The organism is Streptococcus sp. 27098_8_86 (genome assembly GCF_041432595.1).
Classification (GTDB): domain Bacteria; phylum Bacillota; class Bacilli; order Lactobacillales; family Streptococcaceae; genus Streptococcus; species Streptococcus pneumoniae_F.
This window is the reverse complement of sequence record NZ_JAPVZW010000002.1, coordinates 25,507-47,819: the sequence shown is the minus strand read 5'-3', so window position 1 is coordinate 47,819 and position 22,313 is coordinate 25,507. Positions and strand designations below refer to the sequence as shown.

18 protein-coding genes and 2 tRNA genes are annotated in these 22,313 nt (G+C 39.2%); 1 reads left to right on the top strand and 19 read right to left on the bottom strand.

The window, feature by feature from the left end:
- Window positions 1–9: 9 nt before the first annotated feature.
- The 3 genes from O3616_RS02045 to O3616_RS02035 form a co-directional block, all read right to left on the bottom strand.
- Window positions 10–651: an amino acid ABC transporter permease gene (locus O3616_RS02045; RefSeq protein ID WP_049487112.1), complete on the bottom strand. Its 642-nt coding sequence runs from the start codon at window positions 649–651 to the stop codon at window positions 10–12.
- A 2,034-nt stretch (window positions 652–2,685) separates the two neighbouring features.
- Window positions 2,686–2,961, bottom strand: coding sequence for an HU family DNA-binding protein (locus tag O3616_RS02040; RefSeq protein ID WP_001284640.1), 276 nt, complete (start codon window positions 2,959–2,961; stop codon window positions 2,686–2,688).
- A 107-nt stretch (window positions 2,962–3,068) separates the two neighbouring features.
- On the bottom strand, window positions 3,069–3,908 hold the full coding sequence (locus tag O3616_RS02035) for a DegV family protein (RefSeq protein ID WP_371637944.1): 840 nt from the start codon (window positions 3,906–3,908) through the stop codon (window positions 3,069–3,071).
- Window positions 3,909–4,048: 140 nt separating this feature from the next.
- Between O3616_RS02035 and O3616_RS02030 the strand changes: the two genes are divergently transcribed.
- Entirely contained in the window at window positions 4,049–4,897 is an 849-nt protein-coding gene (locus O3616_RS02030) for a YitT family protein (protein WP_049551580.1), read from the top strand.
- A gap of 30 nt (window positions 4,898–4,927) precedes the next feature.
- On the opposite strand, the gene O3616_RS02025 is transcribed toward O3616_RS02030, so the two are convergent.
- The 16 genes from O3616_RS02025 to parC form a co-directional block, all read right to left on the bottom strand.
- Window positions 4,928–6,319 (bottom strand): APC family permease, encoded by a 1,392-nt coding sequence (locus tag O3616_RS02025; RefSeq protein ID WP_049487108.1) that lies wholly within the window; start codon window positions 6,317–6,319, stop codon window positions 4,928–4,930.
- 123 nt (window positions 6,320–6,442) lie between these two features.
- The gene (gene sufB / locus O3616_RS02020) at window positions 6,443–7,855 is read right to left on the bottom strand and encodes a Fe-S cluster assembly protein SufB (protein ID WP_000797054.1); all 1,413 of its coding nucleotides are present in this window, start codon (window positions 7,853–7,855) and stop codon (window positions 6,443–6,445) included.
- Window positions 7,856–7,912: 57 nt separating this feature from the next.
- Complete coding sequence (gene sufU / locus O3616_RS02015) at window positions 7,913–8,353, bottom strand: Fe-S cluster assembly sulfur transfer protein SufU (protein WP_049491374.1); 441 nt, start codon at window positions 8,351–8,353, stop codon at window positions 7,913–7,915.
- Window positions 8,340–9,566, bottom strand: a complete 1,227-nt coding sequence (locus tag O3616_RS02010) for a cysteine desulfurase (RefSeq protein ID WP_371637942.1) — start codon at window positions 9,564–9,566, stop codon at window positions 8,340–8,342. Before O3616_RS02010 ends, sufU begins: the two co-directional genes overlap by 14 nt.
- Window positions 9,567–9,576: 10 nt before the next feature.
- Window positions 9,577–10,839 carry a Fe-S cluster assembly protein SufD gene (gene sufD / locus O3616_RS02005; RefSeq protein ID WP_247931717.1) on the bottom strand — a complete coding sequence of 421 codons (1,263 nt, stop codon included), beginning with the start codon at window positions 10,837–10,839 and terminating at the stop codon, window positions 9,577–9,579.
- Window positions 10,840–10,866: 27 nt separating this feature from the next.
- Window positions 10,867–11,637, bottom strand: coding sequence for a Fe-S cluster assembly ATPase SufC (sufC, locus tag O3616_RS02000; protein WP_000114489.1), 771 nt, complete (start codon window positions 11,635–11,637; stop codon window positions 10,867–10,869).
- A gap of 150 nt (window positions 11,638–11,787) precedes the next feature.
- The gene (locus tag O3616_RS01995; RefSeq protein WP_001081602.1) at window positions 11,788–11,982 is read right to left on the bottom strand and encodes a DUF3272 domain-containing protein; all 195 of its coding nucleotides are present in this window, start codon (window positions 11,980–11,982) and stop codon (window positions 11,788–11,790) included.
- A gap of 27 nt (window positions 11,983–12,009) precedes the next feature.
- Window positions 12,010–13,665: a DNA polymerase III subunit gamma/tau gene (gene dnaX / locus O3616_RS01990; protein WP_371637941.1), complete on the bottom strand. Its 1,656-nt coding sequence runs from the start codon at window positions 13,663–13,665 to the stop codon at window positions 12,010–12,012.
- Window positions 13,665–14,162, bottom strand: a complete 498-nt coding sequence (locus tag O3616_RS01985) for a GAF domain-containing protein (RefSeq protein WP_371637940.1) — start codon at window positions 14,160–14,162, stop codon at window positions 13,665–13,667. Before O3616_RS01985 ends, dnaX begins: the two co-directional genes overlap by 1 nt.
- A gap of 85 nt (window positions 14,163–14,247) precedes the next feature.
- Entirely contained in the window at window positions 14,248–15,450 is a 1,203-nt protein-coding gene (gene rpsA / locus O3616_RS01980) for a 30S ribosomal protein S1 (RefSeq protein WP_001001630.1), read from the bottom strand.
- A 161-nt stretch (window positions 15,451–15,611) separates the two neighbouring features.
- Window positions 15,612–15,683, bottom strand: a tRNA-Gln gene (locus O3616_RS01975).
- Window positions 15,684–15,692: 9 nt separating this feature from the next.
- Window positions 15,693–15,773: transfer RNA gene (locus tag O3616_RS01970), tRNA-Tyr, on the bottom strand.
- A 49-nt stretch (window positions 15,774–15,822) separates the two neighbouring features.
- Window positions 15,823–16,053, bottom strand: coding sequence for a DUF2969 domain-containing protein (locus tag O3616_RS01965; RefSeq protein ID WP_000037113.1), 231 nt, complete (start codon window positions 16,051–16,053; stop codon window positions 15,823–15,825).
- A 97-nt stretch (window positions 16,054–16,150) separates the two neighbouring features.
- The gene (locus tag O3616_RS01960; RefSeq protein ID WP_000837408.1) at window positions 16,151–18,118 is read right to left on the bottom strand and encodes a peptide ABC transporter substrate-binding protein; all 1,968 of its coding nucleotides are present in this window, start codon (window positions 18,116–18,118) and stop codon (window positions 16,151–16,153) included.
- A 22-nt stretch (window positions 18,119–18,140) separates the two neighbouring features.
- On the bottom strand, window positions 18,141–19,163 hold the full coding sequence (locus O3616_RS01955) for a branched-chain amino acid aminotransferase (RefSeq protein WP_371637939.1): 1,023 nt from the start codon (window positions 19,161–19,163) through the stop codon (window positions 18,141–18,143).
- 134 nt (window positions 19,164–19,297) lie between these two features.
- Window positions 19,298–21,769, bottom strand: coding sequence for a DNA topoisomerase IV subunit A (gene parC, locus O3616_RS01950; protein WP_371637937.1), 2,472 nt, complete (start codon window positions 21,767–21,769; stop codon window positions 19,298–19,300).
- Window positions 21,770–22,313 lie beyond the last annotated feature (544 nt).

The following is a 22,313-nucleotide window of genomic DNA, read 5'->3' as shown; positions in this document are numbered from 1 at the left end:
AGTAGCCTCCTATCTATAGTAACTGTACTTCTTCTCAACTTTTTTGGCAAGAATAGTCACAATACCAATTAAAATTAAGTAAATGGCTCCTGCCAAGAACATTGGGACCAGACTAGCATCACGGTTGGCAGCTGTTCGACTAGCCAGGATAAGGTCTGAAATTCCTAGCGCATAGACCAAAGAAGTATCCTTGACCAAACTCATAACTTCGTTAAATACACTAGGAAGAACAATCTTGGTCACTTGGGGTAAGATAATATAGCGAACTGTGTCAAAGGGACTAAACTTCAAAACCTTAGCAGCCTCATATTGACCTTTAGGAATGGTATCAATCCCTCCACGAAAGATTTCAGCAAAGTAAGCTGCATAATTGAGAACAAAGGCAATGATGGCTGCAGGAAGGCGATCCAAACGAATCCCAATGCTTGGGAGCACATAATAGATAAAGATCAATTGCAAGAGCAAGGGTGTGCCTCGCATGATCCAGATATAAATGTTAATCAGATGATGGAGGGGCTTCCAATGGACTTGCAAGGCAAAGGCAATCAAAACGCCCAAGGGAATAGAAAAAATCAAGACCAGTGCAAAAACCTGCAAAGTCATGCTTGCACCGCTCAATAAACTCGGTAATATCTCAAACAAATAAGACATACTGCACCTCCTAAAAATAATTGTTCCCATTATAGCATAAATAAACAAAATATCCAAGAATTTTTGTAAAAAAATTCTCTTTTAAAAAGAAAAACTATATCTATCAAAAAAGAAAGGACGAAATGTGTCCTTTCTCGATCTTAGCTTTCCTTTAACTAAAGATCCATAACATCATCCATAGCAAGACTCATGAACCCCCAGATAAACAAACCAAGGACTAAATAAGCATAGAGTGGCAGGGAAGCAAAGATAAAAGGTGATAGTAAAATCATACCCAAGGTATCTCCAAAATTTGTACAAATACAATACAATACAATCCAAAAGCAAGATAAAGGATAAAGATGATAAGCCAAAAGTAAAACCGCTTGCGTGCTTTTTCTTTTCGAAACATTTCTTCCACCTCCCCTTCTATAGCTCTATTATATTACTAAGACTTTTATTTGTAAAAGTACTATCAAAAAGAAGGGACTTTTTAATTTTTTTATATCGTTGCAAATTACGATAAGCTAATTCTACGCAAACCAATAAAGATAATCTCTCAACTGATATCAAAAATAACAGAAAGAATAGTGAATAAATTACCAACATAATAAAAGTTGCAAAGATTTCTTCCATATCATGATTAAAAATATAAATAATCATGTAGGTATAGAGTGCTAAGACAGAAATAGCCACACCTAACCAAATATGTACCTAAATCAATCCTTTTCTAGTCATCTTTCTCCCCAGCTCACTATAGAGCCTCTCTATTCCTTTACCAATCGTTTCTGTTCGTCCTTATTGTGGCTTTGTTGATACAAAGTCGAGTTTATTTAAAATTCTCTCATCAACTCTCACTGGTATAACAAATTTCTTATCCTTATAGCTCCCATCTTTTTAAAATTATTATACTCTCTTATAGCTACATTGACAAGTTAAAGTTCAAAATCAGCTAGATCGATTAGTTCTTCTTTATCACTCTTTCCCATCATTACCAGACCTCAATTATCCCCTTTCATGAACTCACGAATACTCACACCAGAAGCCCCTCTTTAACTTGCCTGATAAAACTATAAAAACGTTTGAAGGTTTGATCAAGTGCCATCACTTCCTCTTTGGCTCTACATCACCTACTAATTGAGCATAAAATTCTGTAAAGCTAGACATAATTTTTGCGAAATCTGTTTATTTCAGTAAATCATTAATAGTTACATCATCTCAGAGATTAGCAATAAATTCCAACTGCTTTTCAATTTTTTTACTTCTACAATTTCGTTTTCTACTGTATCCATTAAAATTAAGGAATCACGATAATATAAAGATAAAAGGATAGCTTGCTCTCTCCTTATCCTATATATGTCATGTTCAGTTGAACTTTCAATTTCTTCAACTTTTCAGCATTATATCCATATACAATAGTAGCATAATGACCATTTGTTGCAGTATCTCAGCTATATATTAAAGTAAATTTCACTTTTTTAGAAGAGTGGTGGACTTTTTACCAAAAAAAATCTAAGGGAGCTATATCAGCTCTCTTACTAGTAGCATGAATGATTTTAAATAGGCATTTTAGATTTATATCGATATAAAATACATTCAACGCTTTCTAATCAAACTTGATCTTTCAAAGTCAAAATCAGAATGATTTAAGTTAATCTTAAACCTGCCTCTTGATTACACAGTGAACCTTGAGTATATCGAATATAATTCTGCATGACGAGCGGAACTGCCAAAAATCGTAAAAACTATTGAAGATTTAAATCTGAAAACAAATACACAACTTGAAGAATCCATTGATAGGCACCTCACCTACCACATCTTTAGGCATACTCTCATAAGCAGAATAGCGTAACTCTAAAAGCAACTATGGCAAGAGTAGGACGTTCTGATTCTAGGACAATAAACAAAATCTACACACGTTACAAAGAAGATGGATGGCAATATCCTCAATTTGCTAGATAATTTATAGTTTTGCCCCTTTTTTGCCCCCTGTACATAAAAAAAGCCTACTGACCAAGCTAGAAAGCTTGATACAATAGGCTTTTTATAGACTGATTATTTAACAGCGTCTTTAAGAGCTTTACCAGCTTTGAATGCTGGAACTTTAGAAGCTGCAATTTTGATTTCTTTACCAGTTTGTGGGTTGCGACCTTTACGTGCAGCACGCTCACGAACTTCAAAGTTACCAAAACCGATCAATTGAACTTTTTCACCAGCTGCAAGGTACTCAGTTACTGCTGCGAATACAGCTTCAACTGCTGCTGCTGAGTCTTTCTTAGTCAATTCCGTAGCTTCTGCTACTTTAGCGATCAAATCTTGTTTGTTTGCCATGTTAATGATTCCTCCAATTTAATTTCTAATTAACAAATATAATCATATCCTAAAATCCCTTTTAGGTCAAGTTAAAAACGCTATTTCTTCCCATTTTATTTATTTTTTTAGGAGTGGTAACGTACTAAAACAGCCCAAGCATTCTCACCCGTGTGAGTTTGAATAATAGAGCCCGTTTCCAAAACTGAAATAGGCTTTTCAACATAAGCTTGTAAGCTTTCTTTCATCTCTTTTGCCCAATCAGCACTACCAGAATATGAAATTCCAATCTCTGCTACAGAACGTTCAGTTAGCGAACTTGTCAACTCATCTAACCATTTTTTAAAAGTTTTAGCTCCACGACCTTTAACGATTGGTTGCAATTCATGGTCTTTCATCTGCATGACAACACGGATATTGAGAAGGGAGCTCAACAATCCAGTTACACGGCCAATTCGTCCACCTTTTACTAAATTTTCCAAAGTTGAAACGCCAATATAGAGTTCTGTGTGGTTTTTAAACTCTTCTACATGAGATAAAATTTCCTCCATGTCTTTGCCTTCTTGTGCTAACTTCGCAGCTTCAACAACTTGGAATTTCAAGGCTTGATCAGTGAAGGAGCTATCAATAACTGTCACGTCGGCAGTAGATAGGCTGGCACCTTGACGTGCCGCTTCTACAGTACCAGAAAGAGCATGAGACATATGAATAGCAAGAATCTGGCTACCATCTTTGCATAGGTCTTCAAAAACTTCAGCAAAGACACCTACAGGGGGCTGGCTTGTTTTTGGAAGATTCTTACTTGCTTGCATCAACTGAAGAAATTTACCTTCTTCTTTCAAATCAGCATCCGAATAAACAACATTATCAATCATTACAGATAACGGAACAACAGTGATATCTAATTGTTTTACTAGTTCAGGTTCAATAGTAACAGATGAATCGGTTACAATCTTAATTTTTGTCATAGTATCAATCTTTCTATTTTAGGATTCAGATTGGTTTTCTTACTTTTAATTATATCAAAAAAAGATTAAAAATCCTAATGGAGTCAATCAAATTTTCCTTAAAAATTTGATATAATCTACTTATAAGAAAAGAGGTCCCTATGATTAAAAAAATTTATCCCATTTTAACCATTTTACTAGGTGCTGCTATTTATGCTTTTGGTCTAACTTATTTTGTAGTTCCTCATCATCTTTTTGAAGGAGGGGCGACAGGTATTACCCTTATCACCTTTTATCTTTTTAAAATCCCTGTTTCTCTCATGAACCTGCTGATTAATATTCCCCTTTTCATACTAGCTTGGAAAATCTTTGGAGCAAAGTCCCTCTATTCTAGTTTACTAGGAACCTTAGCCTTGTCCGCCTGGTTGGCCTTTTTTGAACGTATTCCCCTTCATATTGATCTTCAAGGTGATTTACTAATCACTGCCCTTATAGCTGGGATTCTATTGGGAATTGGTCTTGGAATTATCTTTAATGCTGGAGGTACAACTGGTGGTACTGATATTCTAGCTCGCATTCTCAATAAATACACTCATATATCCATGGGGAAACTGCTCTTTATCTTAGATTTTTGTATTCTCATGCTTATTCTCCTAATCTTCAAGGATCTGAGATTGGTTACCTACACGCTCTTGTTTGATTTTATCGTTTCTCGTGTCATTGATTTGATTGGTGAAGGAGGCTATGCCGGCAAAGGATTTATGATTATCACAAAACGTCCTGATCAACTTGCTAAAGCGATTAATGATGACCTAGGAAGAGGTGTTACTTTCATCTCAGGTCAAGGTTATTATAGTCAAGAAGATTTAAAAATCATTTACTGTATTGTCGGAAGAAATGAAATTGTGAAAATGAAGGAAATGATTCATCGAATTGATCCTCAAGCCTTTATAACTATTACAGAAGCCCATGAAATCCTAGGAGAAGGCTTCACATATATAAAAGAGTAAGCAAAAAGCTGGGAAGTTCCAGCTTTTTCTTTATTCAGAAAGTGTAGAATGACGATAGCCATAAGTAAAGTAAATCACAAGTCCAACTACAAGAGCAATTCCAAACGCAATCCATGTTTCTACACTATATTGAAGCATAAAGGAAAGACAGATTAGAATCGAGAGAATCGGCAACAAGGGAACTAGGGGAGTTTTGAATTCTCCTTCTTTAGGCATTCCCTTATCCTTTCTAAGTTTTATAATTCCATAAGCCAATAAGATAAGATAAGCAAGCGTACAAATATTTAGAAAGGCTGCAATACTAGCCAGTGGAAACACTCCTGCTGCAATTGCAGAAGCAACTCCAGTTAAGATGGTCGCATTTTTAGGAACACGACTTGTTTTGCTTAATTGCTTAAAACTTCGAGGTAAAAGACCATCACGTGCTAAACTGTAAATCATACGCGATAAGGCATAAGTCATAGAAATACATACTGTTATTAGGGTCAAAATGGCCACTAATGACACATAATTAGCTGCCCAACCAATTCCTATACTTCGCAATGAAAATGCTACAGCATCATCCACATTGAGTTGGCTGTAGTGAACAATCCCTGTCAATACTAATGTAACCAGAGCATAGAGAATCGTTACGATTGTCAAAGACAAAACAATACCTCGTGGGACATTCTTTTGTGGATTTTGAATTTCATCAACAGCCATCGAAATAGATTCAAATCCTAGGAAACCAAAGAACATCAAAGATGCTCCTGCCATTATTCCAGTACTTCCACCATAAATTTGACCAAAACCAAAGGGAGCAAAGTTGGACCAATTTTCTGGTTTAATATACCAGATACCAACTAGAATAAACAAAGCGAGAGCAGAGAATTTCAAGATGACTAGAAGCGAATTAAAACGCAATGCTGCCTTGGAATTTAATAAAACTAAACCGGTTACCAGTGTCAGTACCAAAATAGGTAAAAGGTCTATATAGGTACCCTGCTCAGGGTTAAAGGTCCCATTCAAGGCTTGAGGCATTGAAATACTATAGTTACTGAGCAAGCCTTTAAAATAAGCTGCCCAGCCAGAGGCCACACCAGAAACTGCTGTCATGAACTCCATGATGGTCAACCAACCAGCAATCCAAGCTGGTAATTCACCCAAAATTGCATACAAATAACTATAAGCACCACCAGTTGCAGGAACACGAGAGGCAAACTCTGCGAAAAAGAGGGCGGATAAAGAAACACACAGGGCAGAAATCACTATAGATACAACCAGTGACGGACCAGCAAGCGTTGCTGCTGCGGTTCCTGTAATGGTAAAAATCCCAGTTCCTACCATGGCACCGATTCCTAATAAAATCAAATCCCATACTTTTAAATGACGGTGCATTTCAGTACGTCCCAAGCTAACATCTTTTGTTCTAAAAATATTCATACTTCATCTCCATTAAATATGATTGTTTTATTTTATCATATAAAAGAGATTTTGTGAATATTTATAAGATAATTTTTCAAAAAAATCCGAACAGAATAAATCCTGCTCAGATTCTACATATTCTTAGCCAACTGATCCTTCCATTTCATAGCTAATCAAACGGTTCAGCTCAACTGCATATTCCATTGGAAGTTCTTTTGTAAAGGGTTCTACAAATCCCATTACAATCATCTCAGTTGCCTCAGATTCTGACAATCCACGGCTCATGAGGTAATAGAGTTGTTCTTCAGAAATCTTAGATACCTTAGCTTCGTGTTCCAAAGCGACTTGTGAGTTGTGAATTTCGTTAAACGGAATGGTATCTGATGCTGACAAGTCATCCATAATAATGGTATCACACTCGATGTGAGAGACAGATTTTTTAGAGTTTTTATTAAAGGTTACTTGTCCACGATAGTCAACCTTTCCTCCACCTTTAGCGATGGATTTAGACACGATAGACGAGCTTGTATGTGGAGCGTTGTGGATCATCTTAGCTCCAGTATCCTGATGTTGCCCTGCATTAGCAAAGGCAATAGAAAGCATAGTACCACGCGCCCCTTCTCCATCAAGGTAAACAGATGGGTATTTCATGGTTGTTTTGGCACCCAAGTTACCATCAATCCACTCAACAGTGGCATCCTTTTGAGCCTTAGCACGTTTCGTTACCAAGTTATATACATTATCAGACCAGTTTTGGATAGTCGTATAACGCATATAAGCACCATCTAAGGCAAAGATTTCTACGATGGCAGCATGCAAGCTGTTACTTGAATAAGTTGGTGCTGTACATCCTTCTACATAATGGACACTTGCTCCCTCATCAACGATAATCAAGGTACGTTCAAACTGACCAGTATTTTCGTTATTGATACGGAAGTAAGTTTGAAGTGGAATATCTACCTTGACCCCTTTCGGTACGTAGATAAAGGTTCCACCAGACCATACTGCTGAGTTAAGGGCAGCCAATTTGTTATCTGTTGGCGGTACCAACTTCGCAAAGTATTGTTTAAACAAGTCTGGGTATTCCTTGAGGGCAGAATCAGTATCTGTAAAGATAATCCCCAATTTCTGGAACTCTTCCTTCATATTGTGGTAAACCACTTCTGACTCATACTGGGCAGAGGCACCAGCTAGATAAGCACGCTCAGCTTCTGGTATACCAATACGTTCAAAGGTTTCTTTAATTTTTTCAGGAACCTCATCCCATGAACGAGCTGGTTTATCAGATGGTTTTTGGTAGTAGATCAAGTCATCAAAATCAATCTCTGACAAGTCTGCTCCCCAAGTTTGCATAGGCATTTTTTTGAAGGTTTCATAAGACTTCAAACGGAATTCTAACATCCACTCAGGTTCTCCCTTAGCAGCTGATAGTTCACGAATGACATCTTCGTTCAATCCTTTTCCTGTCGATAGGACAGGCTCTACATCATCATGGAAACCAAATTTATATTCACCAAGATCAATTGGTTTTGGTTCTACTCTTTCTTCAGCCATAATATCCTTTCTTTAATTCTTCATTTCTACTGATTCATAAGACAAAAGAATCTTGCCTTACTGATTTTTTTGATTTTCAATTGTTTTCTTCAGGGCGTTCCAAGCTAGGGTTGCACACTTGATTCGTTGAGGGAATTTGGCAACACCTGACAAGAAAGCTGCATCGCCTAGTTGGTCTTGGCGTTCATCTTTTTGCCCTTGAACCATTTCAGAAAAAATAGTCGCAAGTTCTAAGATTTCTTGTTTGTTTTTTCCTAAAACTGCATCTGTCATCATACTTGCAGAGGCAGTTGAGATAGTACAGCCTGAATTTAGAAAAGCAATATCTTCCAAACGATCCTCTGCATCAAACTTGACAGAGAGATTGATGACATCCCCACAGGTCGGATTGTTGAGACTGATTTGCTCAGCATCTTCCAACTTTCCTTGGTGATGTGGATTTTTCGAATGGTCCGCTACCACTGCCATATAAAGGCTATCGAGTTTAGAAAGTGCCATTGAAAAACTCCTTTGTCTTTTGTAAGGCATCTACTAGCTTGTCGCAATCTGCCTTGGTATTGTAAATATAAAAACTTGCGCGAGCTGTTGCTGGGACATCCAAATACTGAAGCAAGGGTTGCGCACAGTGGTGACCTGCACGAACAGCTACTCCTTCATAATCCAAAGCTGTCGCAAGGTCGTGAGGATGGAGATCGCCTAGATTAAAGGCAATCACACCTGAACGTTGAGCCAAGTCCTGTGAACCATAAATGGTCAGTCCTTCAATCGCCTGCAACTTTGGAAAGACATATGCAATCAATTCTTGTTCATGAGCTTCAATGGCATCCATACCAATCTTTTCAAGATAATCTACTGCTGCTGCCAGTCCGATAGCACCTGCCATATTGGGAGTTCCTGCCTCAAATTTCCAAGGCAATTCCTTCCAGCTAGCAGATTGCTCATAGACGAAATCAATCATTTCGCCTCCAAATTCTACTGGTGACATTTGCTCTAGGTACTTTTCTTTACCATAAAGGACACCAATACCAGTTGGACCAGCCATCTTGTGACCTGAAAAGGCAAAGAAGTCCACATCCAAGTCCTGAACATCAATCTTCATATGAGGCGTAGATTGAGCACCATCCACCACCATGATAGCTCCAACTTGATGGGCCAATTGAGTGATTTCTTTGATTGGATTGACCACACCAAGAACATTTGAGGCGTGAGCTAGGGAGACAAACTTGACTCTATCAGTCAATTTAGCTCGCAAATCATCCATATCTAGAGCTCCATCCTTGAGATAGACATAAACAAGCTCTGCCCCAGTCTTACGGCAGGCTTCCTGCCAAGGAATGATGTTGGAATGGTGTTCCATGATAGAAATCAAGACCTGGTCTCCCTCAGTCAGAATCTCCTCAGCAAAGCGTGCCACCCAGTTAAGGCTGGTTGTCGTTCCTCTGGTAAAGAGAACTTCCTTTGTCGAGCCAGCATTGATAAACTTACGAATGGTTTCACGAGCAGCTTCATAAGAAGCTGTTGCTCGCTCAGCCAAGGTATGAACACCACGGTGAACATTGGCATTGTCCTGCTCATAGTAGCGGTTGATTGTTTCCAGAACTGCTAGTGGTTTTTGTGTCGTCGCAGCATTGTCCAAATAAACCAATGGTTCATCATTAACAATCTGGTCTAAAATTGGAAAATCCTTGCGAATCACTTCTACATCTAACATAGGCTACCCCTTAGCGTTTTGACAATTTTTCTTCGATAGTTGCAATCATTTCATCACGAACTTCCTTGACTGGAATCTCAACGATAACTGAGCCAAGGAAACCACGGACAACCAAGCGTTCTGCAGTTGCCTTATCCAAACCACGGCTCATGAGGTAATACATATCCTCTGGATCTACCTGACCGATAGAAGCCGCGTGTCCTGCAGTTACGTCATTTTCATCAATCAAAAGAATTGGATTGGCATCTGAACGCGCTTGGTCTGAAAGCATAAGAACACGGCTCTCTTGTTGCGCATCTGCTCCCTTGGCCCCCTTGATAATGTGCCCGATACCGTTGAAAGTTAAAGTTGCTTTTTCAAGAATAACCCCATGTTGGAGGATATTTCCAATTGAGTTGCAACCATAGTTAGTCACTCGAGTATCAATCCCTTGTACCTGACGACCACTTGAAAGGGCTACAACCTTGAGATCTGCATGGCTACCATTTCCAATCAAATCGCTATCAAAGTCCGCAACGACGTTTCCTTCGTTCATGACACCGATTGCCCAGTCAATGCTTGCATCGTTGCCTAATTTACCACGACGGCTAATGTAGGCAGTGACATTTTCACCTAGACGGTCGATAGCCGCAAATTTCACTTGAGCACCAGAACGCGCAATTACTTCTACTGTGATATTAGCAGTTGCTTTGGCACTTCCTTCACCACGTGACTCTAAACGCTCCAGATAACTAATCTTAGAATTTTTACCAGCGATAATCATAATATGCTTGTTAAACGGCACATCACTATCGCTGTCTTGATAGAAAATTCCTTCGATTGGTTCTTTAATCTCAACATTATCAGGAATGTAGAGAACAGCACCACTGTTGAAATAAGCTGTATGGTAAGCTGCCAACTTGTCATCGTCATACTTAACAGATGACATGAAGAATTCCTCAATAAGCTCTGGAATTTCTTCTAAAGCTGAGTGGAAGTCTGTAAAGACGACACCCTGTTCAGCTAACTCAACTGGAATTTGCTCAAAAACAGTTTGAGTTCCTACTTGCACCAACTTCAAGTGATTATCTAGAGCTGTGAAATCTGGAACATTTGCTGATGGCTCACTTTCTGTAATCGTTCCATCACCCAGATTCCAACGGTGGAATTTGACACGCTCAATAACTGGTAACTCTAAACTCTCCATCTTATCAAAAGCTTTTTGACGAAGGTCAGCCAACCAGCTTGGTTCAGCGTGCATTTCTGAAAAAAGTTTAATATTTTCTTTAGTCATTTACTTCTCCTAAAAGATACGAGGGAATTACAATTCTTCCTTGTAATCGTAGCCAAGTTCTTCAGCTAGTTTTGCGTATCCTTCACGTTCCAAACGCGCAGCCAATTCTGGACCACCTGAAAGGACAACACGACCTTCCATCATGACGTGTACCACATCAGGCGTGATGTAGTTCAAAAGACGTTGGTAGTGAGTGATAATCATAGCACCAAAGCCTTCACCACGCATAGCATTAACACCTTTAGAAACAACTTTAAGAGCGTCAATATCAAGACCAGAGTCAATCTCGTCCAAAAGGGCAAATGTTGGCTCCAACATCAAAAGTTGAAGAATCTCATTGCGTTTTTTCTCACCACCAGAGAAACCTTCGTTGAGGTAACGCTCAGCCATTTCTTCTTTCATGTTGAGCAATTCCATTTTTTCATCTAGCTTAGTGATAAACTCGCGAACTGAAATCTTCTCATCGTCTTCTTTACCAGCATTCATGGCTGCACGAAGAAACTCAGCGTTAGTAATACCAGGAATTTCTGATGGGTATTGCATAGCAAGGAAAAGTCCCATACGCGCACGCTCGTCCACTTCTAACTCAAGAATGTTTACGCCATCAAACAAGACTTCACCTTTGGTAACTTCATAGTTTGGATTTCCCATGATAGCGGCAGAAAGAGTCGATTTACCAGTACCATTTGGTCCCATGATAGCGGCGATTTCTCCTGTTTTCAGGGTCAAGTTAACCCCTTTTAAAATTTCTTTTCCTTCAATCTCAACGTGAAGATCTTTGATCTCTAATACTGACATGATAGTTCCTTTCTTTTTCAAAGCCTTTACAGTACTTACTAGAAACATACTTGATTTCCCTAGAAAATACGGTAAAAGGTCAATAAATATACTTTTATAGTATAACAAAAAAAAGCCTAAAAGGCTTTGATTTTGTCTAGAAGCTGAGGACTAGTCTTTTCCTTTTAAATGCTGGTCAATGACATCTACAATCTTGCCCATCAAGTAACTAACTCGGAAATTTCTAAAGAGCAAAATGGCCCAAAAGGCTGCCATAATATAGCGACCAGTCATCCAGGCTTCATTGAAAAAATAGGTCTCAGCAGCTGTAAACAGCGCGATGATAATAAATTGTTGTCTATTCATAAACTTATTGTATCATGAAATCTTTCTTTAGTCTTCCTCTACCTTCATTTTATCAGCCAAAAATTCAAATCCTTCTGGAATCAGGCTTTCTTCTGCTTCTTTTTCAGTTTGGGAAGATTTGGCTTTGGCTGAAAAGGCTGCGCGAACTTCTTTCCATTCCTCCATGGAAATGGCTAAAATCTCAGGTGAAAAACCTGCTGCCTGACTGAGGATATTGCCAAACATGGTGTTGAGATTGTCTCGTTTCATGGTTTGACCAGCATTGAAGTTAGACTCAAAAGCAAGAATAGCATGGTGTTCATTGGCCGCAACCGGTTGAGAACCAACTAGCAAAGCCTTATCAGGCCCACCTAGACTTTCAATCACCTCTCCCCAGGCATTCTGTAAGCGAATCAGATTTTGACGTGCTAAATCAGGATTTTCGACGGCCTCTTGTAGGATAGATTGAACTTTATTACGATCCACACGATAGACTGTTTTGCCTGCTGTTGGACGACTAGGTACTGGACTGGTTGGCTTAGCTACAGTTCCCACATTTGCGAGTTCTTGTTTGAGACGGGCAACTTCCTGTCTCAATGCAGAAATTTCATGTTCAACTACCCCAGAAAGAGCTGGTTCAGGCTTAATCTCTGCTAAACGGATAGTCATCATCTCAGCATAAATCTTAGGCTGCAAACTAGACTTAATATCTGCTAAACTGACTGTCGCTAAGCGAATCATTTCAAACAGATTTTCTTGAGAAAGTGCCAAATTTTCTACAAAGACTGGACTATGATGAGTGTTTTCTCCACCTGTTTGGACAATTAACAAGTCTCTTAAATAGTGTAAAAGGTCGGTCACAAAACGAGTCATGCTCTTACCATTGTCAAAGAGAAGATTTAAACAAGCTAATGCTTTAGGAACATCCTGTTGAGATAAGGCAAACACATAATCATCCAAGGCTGATAGACTAATGGTGCCAGTAATTTCTTCAGAGATGGCAGTCGTCAATTCATTTCCCTGTGTCAAACTTAGGGCTTGATCCAAAATAGACAAGGCGTCTCGCATTCCACCTTCAGCCCGTCTAGCAATGATTTCCACAGCCTCTGGTTCAGAACTGATATTTTCTTTTTCTAAGATATAGTGGATATGTTCCTTAATATCCTGTGTTTTAATTGATTTAAATTCAAAACGTTGCACACGGGATAAAATAGTGGCAGGAATCTTGTGCAATTCAGTAGTGGCCAAAATAAAGACAACATTCTGTGTTGGCTCTTCCAGCGTCTTTAAGAGGGCATTAAAAGCCCCTGTAGACAGCATATGAACCTCATCTATGATATAAACCTTATAGCGAGCAAGGCTAGGAGCGTAGGTAGATTTATCACGAATTTCACGAATTTCATCTACCCCATTATTAGAGGCAGCATCCATTTCAATGACATCTTCTAAACTACCGTCTGTCACTGCTTGACAAATATAGCAGTTATTACAAGGTTCACCACCCACTTGATTTGGACAGTTCATAGCCTTGGCAAATATCTTAGCTACACTGGTTTTTCCCGTTCCACGAGGACCTGAAAAAAGATAAGCATGACTTATTTTCTCTTGCTCCACCGCTTGTTTAAGAGTCTTAGCCACAACTTCCTGACCAACCAACTGGGAGAAGTTTTGACTTCTATATTTTCGATAAAGTGCTTGATACATTAGGCTTTCTCCCCAAACATTGTAAAGTCCCATTCTGTCTTTTCAAGCAAAATAGCGACAAATTGTTCCAAATAATCTCGATCCATAGCATCATAATCATCAATCTCTGAAGAATCAAGATCTAGAACTCCAAGTAATTGACCATTCTTAACCATCGGAACAACAATTTCACTTTTAGCTCGACTATCACAAGAAATATAGTTGGGATAAGTTGTTACATCACCAACCAGAACAGTTTCCTGGAAATGAGCTGCCTTCCCACAAACACCCTTTCCTAGCGCAATACGGATGCAGGAAACACCTCCTTGGAAAGGACCTAAAATCAATTCCTTTCCATCGAACAGATAAAAGCCTGCAAATACAGTGTTAGGTAAGCGTGATTTTAGAAAAGCACTGGCGTTGGAAAGATTAGCCAAAACATTGGTTTCACCATCCAATAAAAAAGAGAGTTCTTCATTTAACATTTGATAACATGATTGTTTTTCTGATTCTAACATAGAACTATTATATCAAAAAAGGTTTACAGACAAAAGAAAAATCCCTTGTTTAGTAAACAAAGGATTTTATGAATTTTCAATTTGATTAAAGTTCGATATCACCGAACAAGTCAGCCATTGAGAATCCTGTTTGTGTTTCTGGAAGTTCGAAATCACGTTTTTCTTGACGTTTTGGACGACGTGGACGAGCAGCACGTTTTTCTTCTTTTTGTCCTTCTTCTTGAGCTGGACGCTCTTCAAGAGCTTTGATAGAAAGTGATACGCGCTCTGCATCTGCGTTAACTTCAAGAACTTTAACTTTAACTTCTTGACCAACTTTAAGAGCTTCTTTTGGATTTTCAATACGTTTGTGTGAAATTTGTGATACGTGAACAAGTCCATCGATACCTGGCAATACTTCAACAAATGCACCGAAGTCAGTCAAACGTTTAACTGTTCCTTCTACTACATCACCTTTAGCCAATTTTTGCTCAACGCCATCCCATGGTCCAGGTGTTGTTGCTTTAAGTGAAAGTGATACACGTCCTTCTTCTTCGTTAAGATCAAGGATTTTCACTTCAATTTCTTCACCAACTGTTACAACTGATTTTGGTGATACGTTACGTTCGTGTGACAATTCAGTCAAGTGAACCAATCCGTCAACACCACCAAGGTCGATGAAAGCACCGAAGCTTGTGATACGTGCAACTTTACCAGTTACAACATCACCAACAGCCAATTTACCGAATACTTCAGCGCGAGCTGCTGCAGTAGCTGCTTCAACAACTTCACGACGTGAAAGGATGAAGCGGTTTTCTTTAGCATCAACTTCTTTGATCTTAGCATCAAATTCTTGACCTACAAAACGCTCAGTGTTACGTACGAAACGAGTATCCAACATTGAAGCTGGGATAAATCCACGAACACCTTCAAATTCTACTGAAAGTCCACCTTTAACGGCACGAGTTCCTTTAACAGTAACAACTTCTTCTTCGCGACCAACAAGTTTGTCCCATGCTTTGCGAGCTTCAAGGCGTTTTTTAGATACAAGGTATGTAACTGTATCAGTATCTTTACCAACTACTTGACGAAGTACAAGAACATCCAATACTTCTCCTACTTTAACAAAGTCATTGATATCTGCATCGCGATCGTTTGTCAATTCGCGAAGAGTCAAGACACCTTCAACACCAGTTCCAGAGATTGCAACGTTAGCTTGAGTCGCATCAACTGTCAATACTTCAGCACTAACAACATCACCAGTCTCAACTTGGCTAACGCTATTTAGCAAATCTTCAAATTCGTTCATCTAAAAAATCCTCCAACAATCAAGTTTTTCTTAAACTTGACATACTTATAATTTTTTTCCTAAGCACCCGCAAGGACATGTTCATATCGTTCACGTCTTTCAATTATAAAAATAAAATACCCTAAGATATTTTGCTTTTTATCTTGATCATTACCTAAGAACTGGGGTAGCTGGATTCGAACCAACGCATGAGGGAGTCAAAGTCCCTTGCCTTACCGCTTGGCTATACCCCATTGATGAAATGGAGAGAGAGGGATTCGAACCCCCGAACCCGAAGGAGCGGATTTACAGTCCGCCGCGTTTAGCCTCTTCGCTATCTCTCCTACAATTAACATGGACTATTATATCATGAAAATTTCAAAAAAACAAGACTTATTTTGCTAAATTATAATTTTCAATCAAAATTTCCACAGCTTTTTCCAATTTTTTATAAAAACTATCGACATTCCCATTCTTTATGATGGCAAATTGTCCATCTAATTCGGCAATTTCTCCGATAACTTTTTTACCAATGGTCAACGTATAACCTTCAAAACTGTCTTTTCCTACATTAACCTTGGCATCTGCTACTTGAATTTCAATTTTTTTATCTTTCTTACTCATTTCATACCTCTCTTCACTTTTTCTATTTTACAAGAAAATCCAAAAACTAGCAAGAAAAAACTCTACATCAGGCTTGTCTGATATAGAGTTTTCCGCTTTATTTAATATGCTTTTCTAGTTCTTTTTGGTACTTACCATTTGATTCCAATTTTTCTTTTTGCCATTTTTTCAGTGCTTCTTCATATTCTTTTGTTGTAACAATATCTTTTTGCAATTTCATTCCTTTAAAGATATATGGGTCACCTTTAATACCAACTTGTGAGTATGGTTTTGAGAATGGCACGACATTACTTACAACTGGAGAACCACCAGATGAGGCTGTAGGCATCAATAATGAACTATCTGTCAACCAAGCTTGAGCCTTGGCATATTTTTCATAGCGTTCTTCAAGATTCGTAGTTTCTGAATCGGCATCATCCAATAATTTCTTATACTGGTCCAAACCAAGTTTCGCTACAACATCCTTATCTTTCCCTTTAGTAATACCAAGGTGTTTCATAGCAGAACCTGATTTAGGATCCATGATATTCAAGTAAGATGCTGGGTCTTGATAGCTTGGAGCCCATCCTGTACTGTTCAAATCATAATCTTTTTGAGAAGGAACACGCGCTTGAGAAGTGATTGTTTCCTTTTCATTATCTGTCATTTGAAGAACGTCGATGACAACATTTTCAGCACCAAGAGTTGATTCGATAGACTGTTTGAAAGAGTTGCTTTGTTGAACAGCGATGGTATCTGTTTGTTCAACTGGGACATCCAAGTGAATTGGGAATGTTACCCCTTTAGATTCCAAGTCTTTCTTAGCTTTTTCGAATGCAGCTTTAGCCTTGTCAGGGTTGTAGATAGAATCCTTACCGTCAACTAGCTCAACACCTTTCCACTGGTCACCATAGTTCACCAACTCTGCTTGAGCGATTTGACCAAAGTTTTTACCACCTGCTTGTACAAAGTTATCTGGAACGAGACTGTTACGAATAATCTTGTCCGCACCGTCTTCACCATTTAGCTGGGCAGCATAAGAATGGCGGTTGAAGGCAAAGTTGATAGCCTGACGGAAGTCCTTATTAAGCATAGCTTCTTTTGTAGAAGTCTTTTGCTCTTCACTTGTTTTCGCAGTTTTATTGTATGACTGACGATTTACGTTAAAGGTGAAGTAATAACTACTTGAGTCCTGTGGGCTATAAGTAATTTTATCTCCGTATTGTTCCAAAGTTGAAGCAAAGTTTGAGCTACTTGGGAAGAGACGAGCTGTCGTATAGGCACCTGAAGAGAAGCTACGAATCAAGGATTCCTGATCTGAACCATCGTAGTAGGTCAATTTAATCTTCTCAATTTTTACCTTTTCTTTATCCCAGTAGTTTGGATTTTTCTCGTATTCGATCAACGATTTAGACGTCAAGGTCTTCAAGATATAAGGACCATTGTAAAGAATCCCTGCTGGAGTAACTGCTCCATAATCTTTACCTGATGCCTTCAAAAACTCTTCATTTACAGGCAACATCGTTGCTGTTGTGACTTTAGAGTTCCAGAAGCTTTCTGGTTTGTTTAGGGTATATTCGACTGTGTAATCGTCCAAAGCCTTGACACCAACTGTAGAGAAATCGTTCGTTTCACCAGTCATGTAGGCATCCAAGCCCTTGATTGAATTTTGGATGAGAGAGACACCGTCTGACTTACCGTCAGCTACGTGTTTCAATCCTGTTACAAAGTCATGGGCTGTTACTTCTGCGTATTCTTCACCTTCTGAAGTGTACCATTTAACTCCTTTACGAAGTTTATAGGTATAAGTCAAACCATCTTTTGACACAGACCAATCTTCAGCCAAGGAAGGAATAACATTTCCGTATTGGTCGTTCTCCATCAAGCCATCAACCACGTTCCCGATGACATCTGTTGTAGATGTACGAGTCGCTATACTATAGTCCAAAGATGCTGGATCTACTGCATAAACATATGAAAATGTTGTCGGTGCATCTGCTTCTTTATCAGCTTTTCCACAAGCTACTAAAAGAGCTGTTGTGCTCAGGACCACTCCTGCTGTTAAGAGCCACTTTTTCGATTTCATCAAAAATCTCCTTTTGTTTATTTTAATCTACTTTTACAATCCAACCTTCTGGCGCTTCAATATCACCAAACTGAATACCCGTCAATTCATCATAGAGTTTACGAGTCACAGGACCAACTTCTGTTTCGCTATAGAATACATGGAAATCATCACCGTGTTGAATTCCACCAATTGGCGAAATAACTGCTGCCGTACCACAAGCACCTGCCTCTACAAAACAATCCAGGTTATCAATTGGAACATCACCCTCAATAGGAGTCAAGCCCAAGCGGTGTTCTGCCAAATAAAGTAAAGAATACTTAGTAATAGATGGCAAAATAGATGGACTCAATGGTGTTACAAATTCATTATCAGCTGTAATTCCAAAGAAGTTAGCTGAACCGACTTCTTCAATCTTTGTATGAGTTGAAGGGTCTAGGTAGATAACATCTGAGAAATGACGTGATTTGGCCAATTTCCCTGGCAAGAGACTGGCAGCATAGTTCCCACCAACCTTAGCCGCACCTGTACCATTTGGAGCAGCACGGTCGTATTCATCCTGAATCAAGAAGTTGGTTGGTACCAAACCACCTTTAAAGTAATTTCCAACTGGCATAGCAAAGATGGTAAAAATGTACTCCTCTGCTGGTTTTACCCCGATAATATCTCCAACACCAATCATAAGGGGACGAAGATAAAGGGTTCCACCTGTTCCATATGGTGGTACGTATTCTTCATTCGCGCGGACAACTGCCTTACAAGCTTCTACAAACATATCTGTCGGAACTTGTGGCATCAAGAGACGATCACAAGTACGTTGCAGGCGTTTGGCATTTTCGTCAGGACGGAAAAGTTGAACACTACCATCCTTAGTACGATAAGCTTTCAAACCTTCAAATGCTTGTTGGCCATAGTGAAGACTTGGAGAAGACTCTGAAATATGCAAAGTTGCATCCTCTGTAAGCTCTCCTTGATTCCATTGTCCATTTTTAAAATGAGCAATATAGCGATAAGGTAATTTCATATAGGAGAAACCAAGGTTTTCCCAATCAATCGTTACTGTCATATTCCACTCCTTATTCTAAAAACCTATTTCTTTTATTCTACACTATTTTTCTAAAATAGCAAGCATATTTTGTAATTTTCAGAAAATTTCTTCAATAAAAAGAACCAGCTCTTCGAACTGATTCTTCATTTCACTTATTTGACTTCTGTAAATACTTCTTTAATGTAAGCATCAAAAACTTCTTCATCTGAAATCGTATCAGAAATGAAGCTACCGTTGCTTGTACGTTCTGACAGGTTCAAGTCTTGCAATCGGCTTTCATAGATTGTTCCCTTGTTAGATTGGACAAACAGAGTTTGGTCGTTCTCTTCTACTTCTGTACTAAAGAGATCACCGATAAAGCCTTGTTCTGCAACTGCTCCTGCTAAGAAGACACGATGCGGTTTGTTTTTCAACTCACGCAAAACTTGTAAACCACGTTTGGCACGGCTGGTTGCTGGAATTTCCTCAACGGAAACACGTTTTAAGCTTCCACGCTGTGTCAAGAGGTAGAAGGATGAGGTATTACAGATAAAGGCCGATTGGAGGACATCGTCTTCTTTCAAGTTCATTGCCTTGACACCTGCAGCCTTGGCGCCGACAACCGGAACCTCTTCTATGTTAAAGCGCAGTGCGTAACCATTTTGGCTAATCAAAAGAACATCATCTAGTTTAATCGGAGCCACTGCTACAATCTGGTCTGTCTCGTCTTTTAGCTTAGCATACTTAACTGACTTAGACTTATAGGTCCGCCATGGGGTGAATTCTTTTCGTTCTACACGCTTGATTTGACCGAGACGAGTCGCAGCAAAATAAATTATCGCATCATCAAACTGATCCACTACTTCCACATAAAGGATTTCTTCGTTCGTTTCAAAGTTTGTAATGGTCTGACTTAGATGCTCTCCGATGTCCTTCCAACGAATATCTGCCAATTCATGGATTGGTCTGTAGATGACATTTCCAAGACTTGTAAACATCAAGAGGTGCTGGGTTGTCTTGGCAGATTGAACAAAGATCAAACGATCGTCATCACGTTTGCCAATTTCTTCCAGCGTTGAAGCCGCAAAGGAACGTGGACTGGTACGCTTGATGTAACCTGCCTTGGTCACGCTAACGTAGGTATCTTCCTCAACGATAAGACTAGCTGTATCAATCTCGATTGCTTTCGCAGTGTCTTCTAAAGAACTCAAACGCGGAGTTGCAAATTTCTTCTTGACCTCACGAAGTTCTTTCTTCATAAGATTGTACATAGTTCGTTCATCACCGATAATCGCCGCAAGCATGGCAATCTTCTCACGAAGTTCTGCTTCTTCCTCCTGTAAGACAACCACGTCTGTATTGGTCAAGCGATACAGTTGCAAGGTAACGATGGCCTCAGCCTGCTCTTCTGTAAAATCATAGCTAATCTTGAGATTTTCCTTGGCGTCAGCTTTATTCTCAGAAGCACGGATAAGGGCAATGACTTCGTCCAAAATCGAAATCACGCGAATCAAGCCTTCAACGATGTGAAGACGTTTCTCAGCCTTTTCCTTGTCAAAGCGTGAACGAGCCAAAATCACTTCACGACGGTGGGCGATATAGCTAGACAAAATTGGGACAATCCCAACCTGACGAGGTGTGAAATTGTCAATCGCAACCATGTTAAAGTTGTAGTTGATTTGAAGGTCAGTGTATTTGAAGAGATAGTTGAGTACGAGCTCGGTATTAGCATCTTTCTTGAGCTCAATAGCGATACGAAGACCGTCACGGTCAGACTCATCACGAACCTCAGCAATACCTGCCACCTTGTTATTGACACGAACATCATCGATTTTCTTAACCAGATTGGCCTTGTTTATTTCATAAGGAATCTCAGTGATAACGATTTGTTCCTTACCGCCTTTTAGCTTTTCAATCTCAGTCTTGGAACGAACAACAACGCGCCCTTTCCCAGTTTCATAGGCCTTCTTGATTTCATCACGACCCTGAATAATTCCTCCAGTTGGAAAATCTGGTCCAGGCAAGAATTCCATCAGCTTGTCAACCTTGGCTGTCGGGTGGTCAATCATGTAAACCGCCGCATCGATAACCTCAGCCACATTATGAGGTGGAATGTCAGTGGCATAACCAGCCGAAATCCCAGTAGAACCATTGACCAAAAGGTTTGGAAAGGCTGCTGGCAAGACAGTTGGTTCTTTCTCGGTATCGTCAAAGTTCCATGCAAAAGGGACTGTCTTTTTCTCGATATCTTGAAGAAGATAACCAGCAATCTCAGACAAACGAGCCTCGGTATAACGCATGGCCGCAGGTGGATCTCCGTCCATAGAACCGTTGTTACCGTGCATTTCGACCAAAATCTCACGATTTTTCCAATCTTGTGACATACGAACCATAGCATCATAGATGGAAGAATCCCCGTGTGGGTGGAAATTCCCCATGATATTCCCGACAGACTTGGCCGACTTGCGGTAACTCTTGTCAAAGGTATTGCCATCCTTATTCATCGAATAAAGAATACGACGTTGCACCGGCTTCAAGCCATCACGAATATCTGGCAAAGCCCGGTCTTGAATAATATACTTGGAGTAGCGACCAAAGCGCTCTCCCATGATGTCCTCAAGGGACATGTTTTGAATGTTAGACATATAGGATACAGAGCCCGTAAAATACCAAGTGAAAATAGAAAATTCTTTAAGTAAGCAAGCTCACAAGAGAATTCATCTTTTTCACCTAGCATTTAGGGCGTGTTCAACTCCTTTCAAAGAATGTAGAGTAGTTTTTATACAGTGAAGAGTATTTTACGGGAATTAGTCCCATGTTCAGTTACCGTAAGAAACCAAACAATCCTTTCTGTAGTTTAAAGTTTTGAAAATTTTTATCAGGTTAAAACATTTTAGTTTACTTAAATTTAGCTAGTAGGTACTTGTTCAACTTTTCTTTGTACAAAAAATAAATATATGGAAGGAAGAAATGAAATAACAACGGTCCCAATAAGCAAAGCATTAAATACATTTTGATGTCCATGAAAGACTTCATTCCAATACATAGTATTAAGAAGATGGAAGACTAAACCAATTAAGTAGCAAAAGCTAATAACTATCATCTTCCACCTTAATAGAGAATAGATAGAAGACAATCGAAGAGCATGGTAAATTACTGCTGTAATGAGCATTGGAAAACAAAAAGAGA

Coding starts and splice junctions, on each gene's coding strand:
- O3616_RS01985 (WP_371637940.1), bottom strand. CDS start 14,162: ATGTTAGAATCAGAAAAACAATCATGTTATCAAATGTTAAATGAAGAA.
- dnaX (WP_371637941.1), bottom strand. CDS start 13,665: ATGTATCAAGCACTTTATCGAAAATATAGAAGTCAAAACTTCTCCCAG.
- parC (WP_371637937.1), bottom strand. CDS start 21,769: ATGTCTAACATTCAAAACATGTCCCTTGAGGACATCATGGGAGAGCGC.
- O3616_RS02040 (WP_001284640.1), bottom strand. CDS start 2,961: ATGGCAAACAAACAAGATTTGATCGCTAAAGTAGCAGAAGCTACGGAA.
- sufC (WP_000114489.1), bottom strand. CDS start 11,637: ATGTCAGTATTAGAGATCAAAGATCTTCACGTTGAGATTGAAGGAAAA.
- O3616_RS02030 (WP_049551580.1), top strand. CDS start 4,049: ATGATTAAAAAAATTTATCCCATTTTAACCATTTTACTAGGTGCTGCT.
- sufD (WP_247931717.1), bottom strand. CDS start 10,839: ATGACTAAAGAAAATATTAAACTTTTTTCAGAAATGCACGCTGAACCA.
- O3616_RS01955 (WP_371637939.1), bottom strand. CDS start 19,163: ATGACAGTAACGATTGATTGGGAAAACCTTGGTTTCTCCTATATGAAA.
- O3616_RS01960 (WP_000837408.1), bottom strand. CDS start 18,118: ATGAAATCGAAAAAGTGGCTCTTAACAGCAGGAGTGGTCCTGAGCACA.
- O3616_RS02010 (WP_371637942.1), bottom strand. CDS start 9,566: ATGTTAGATGTAGAAGTGATTCGCAAGGATTTTCCAATTTTAGACCAG.
- sufU (WP_049491374.1), bottom strand. CDS start 8,353: ATGGCACTTTCTAAACTCGATAGCCTTTATATGGCAGTGGTAGCGGAC.
- sufB (WP_000797054.1), bottom strand. CDS start 7,855: ATGGCTGAAGAAAGAGTAGAACCAAAACCAATTGATCTTGGTGAATAT.
- O3616_RS02045 (WP_049487112.1), bottom strand. CDS start 651: ATGTCTTATTTGTTTGAGATATTACCGAGTTTATTGAGCGGTGCAAGC.
- rpsA (WP_001001630.1), bottom strand. CDS start 15,450: ATGAACGAATTTGAAGATTTGCTAAATAGCGTTAGCCAAGTTGAGACT.
- O3616_RS02035 (WP_371637944.1), bottom strand. CDS start 3,908: ATGACAAAAATTAAGATTGTAACCGATTCATCTGTTACTATTGAACCT.
- O3616_RS01965 (WP_000037113.1), bottom strand. CDS start 16,053: ATGAGTAAGAAAGATAAAAAAATTGAAATTCAAGTAGCAGATGCCAAG.
- O3616_RS01995 (WP_001081602.1), bottom strand. CDS start 11,982: ATGAATAGACAACAATTTATTATCATCGCGCTGTTTACAGCTGCTGAG.
- O3616_RS02025 (WP_049487108.1), bottom strand. CDS start 6,319: ATGAATATTTTTAGAACAAAAGATGTTAGCTTGGGACGTACTGAAATG.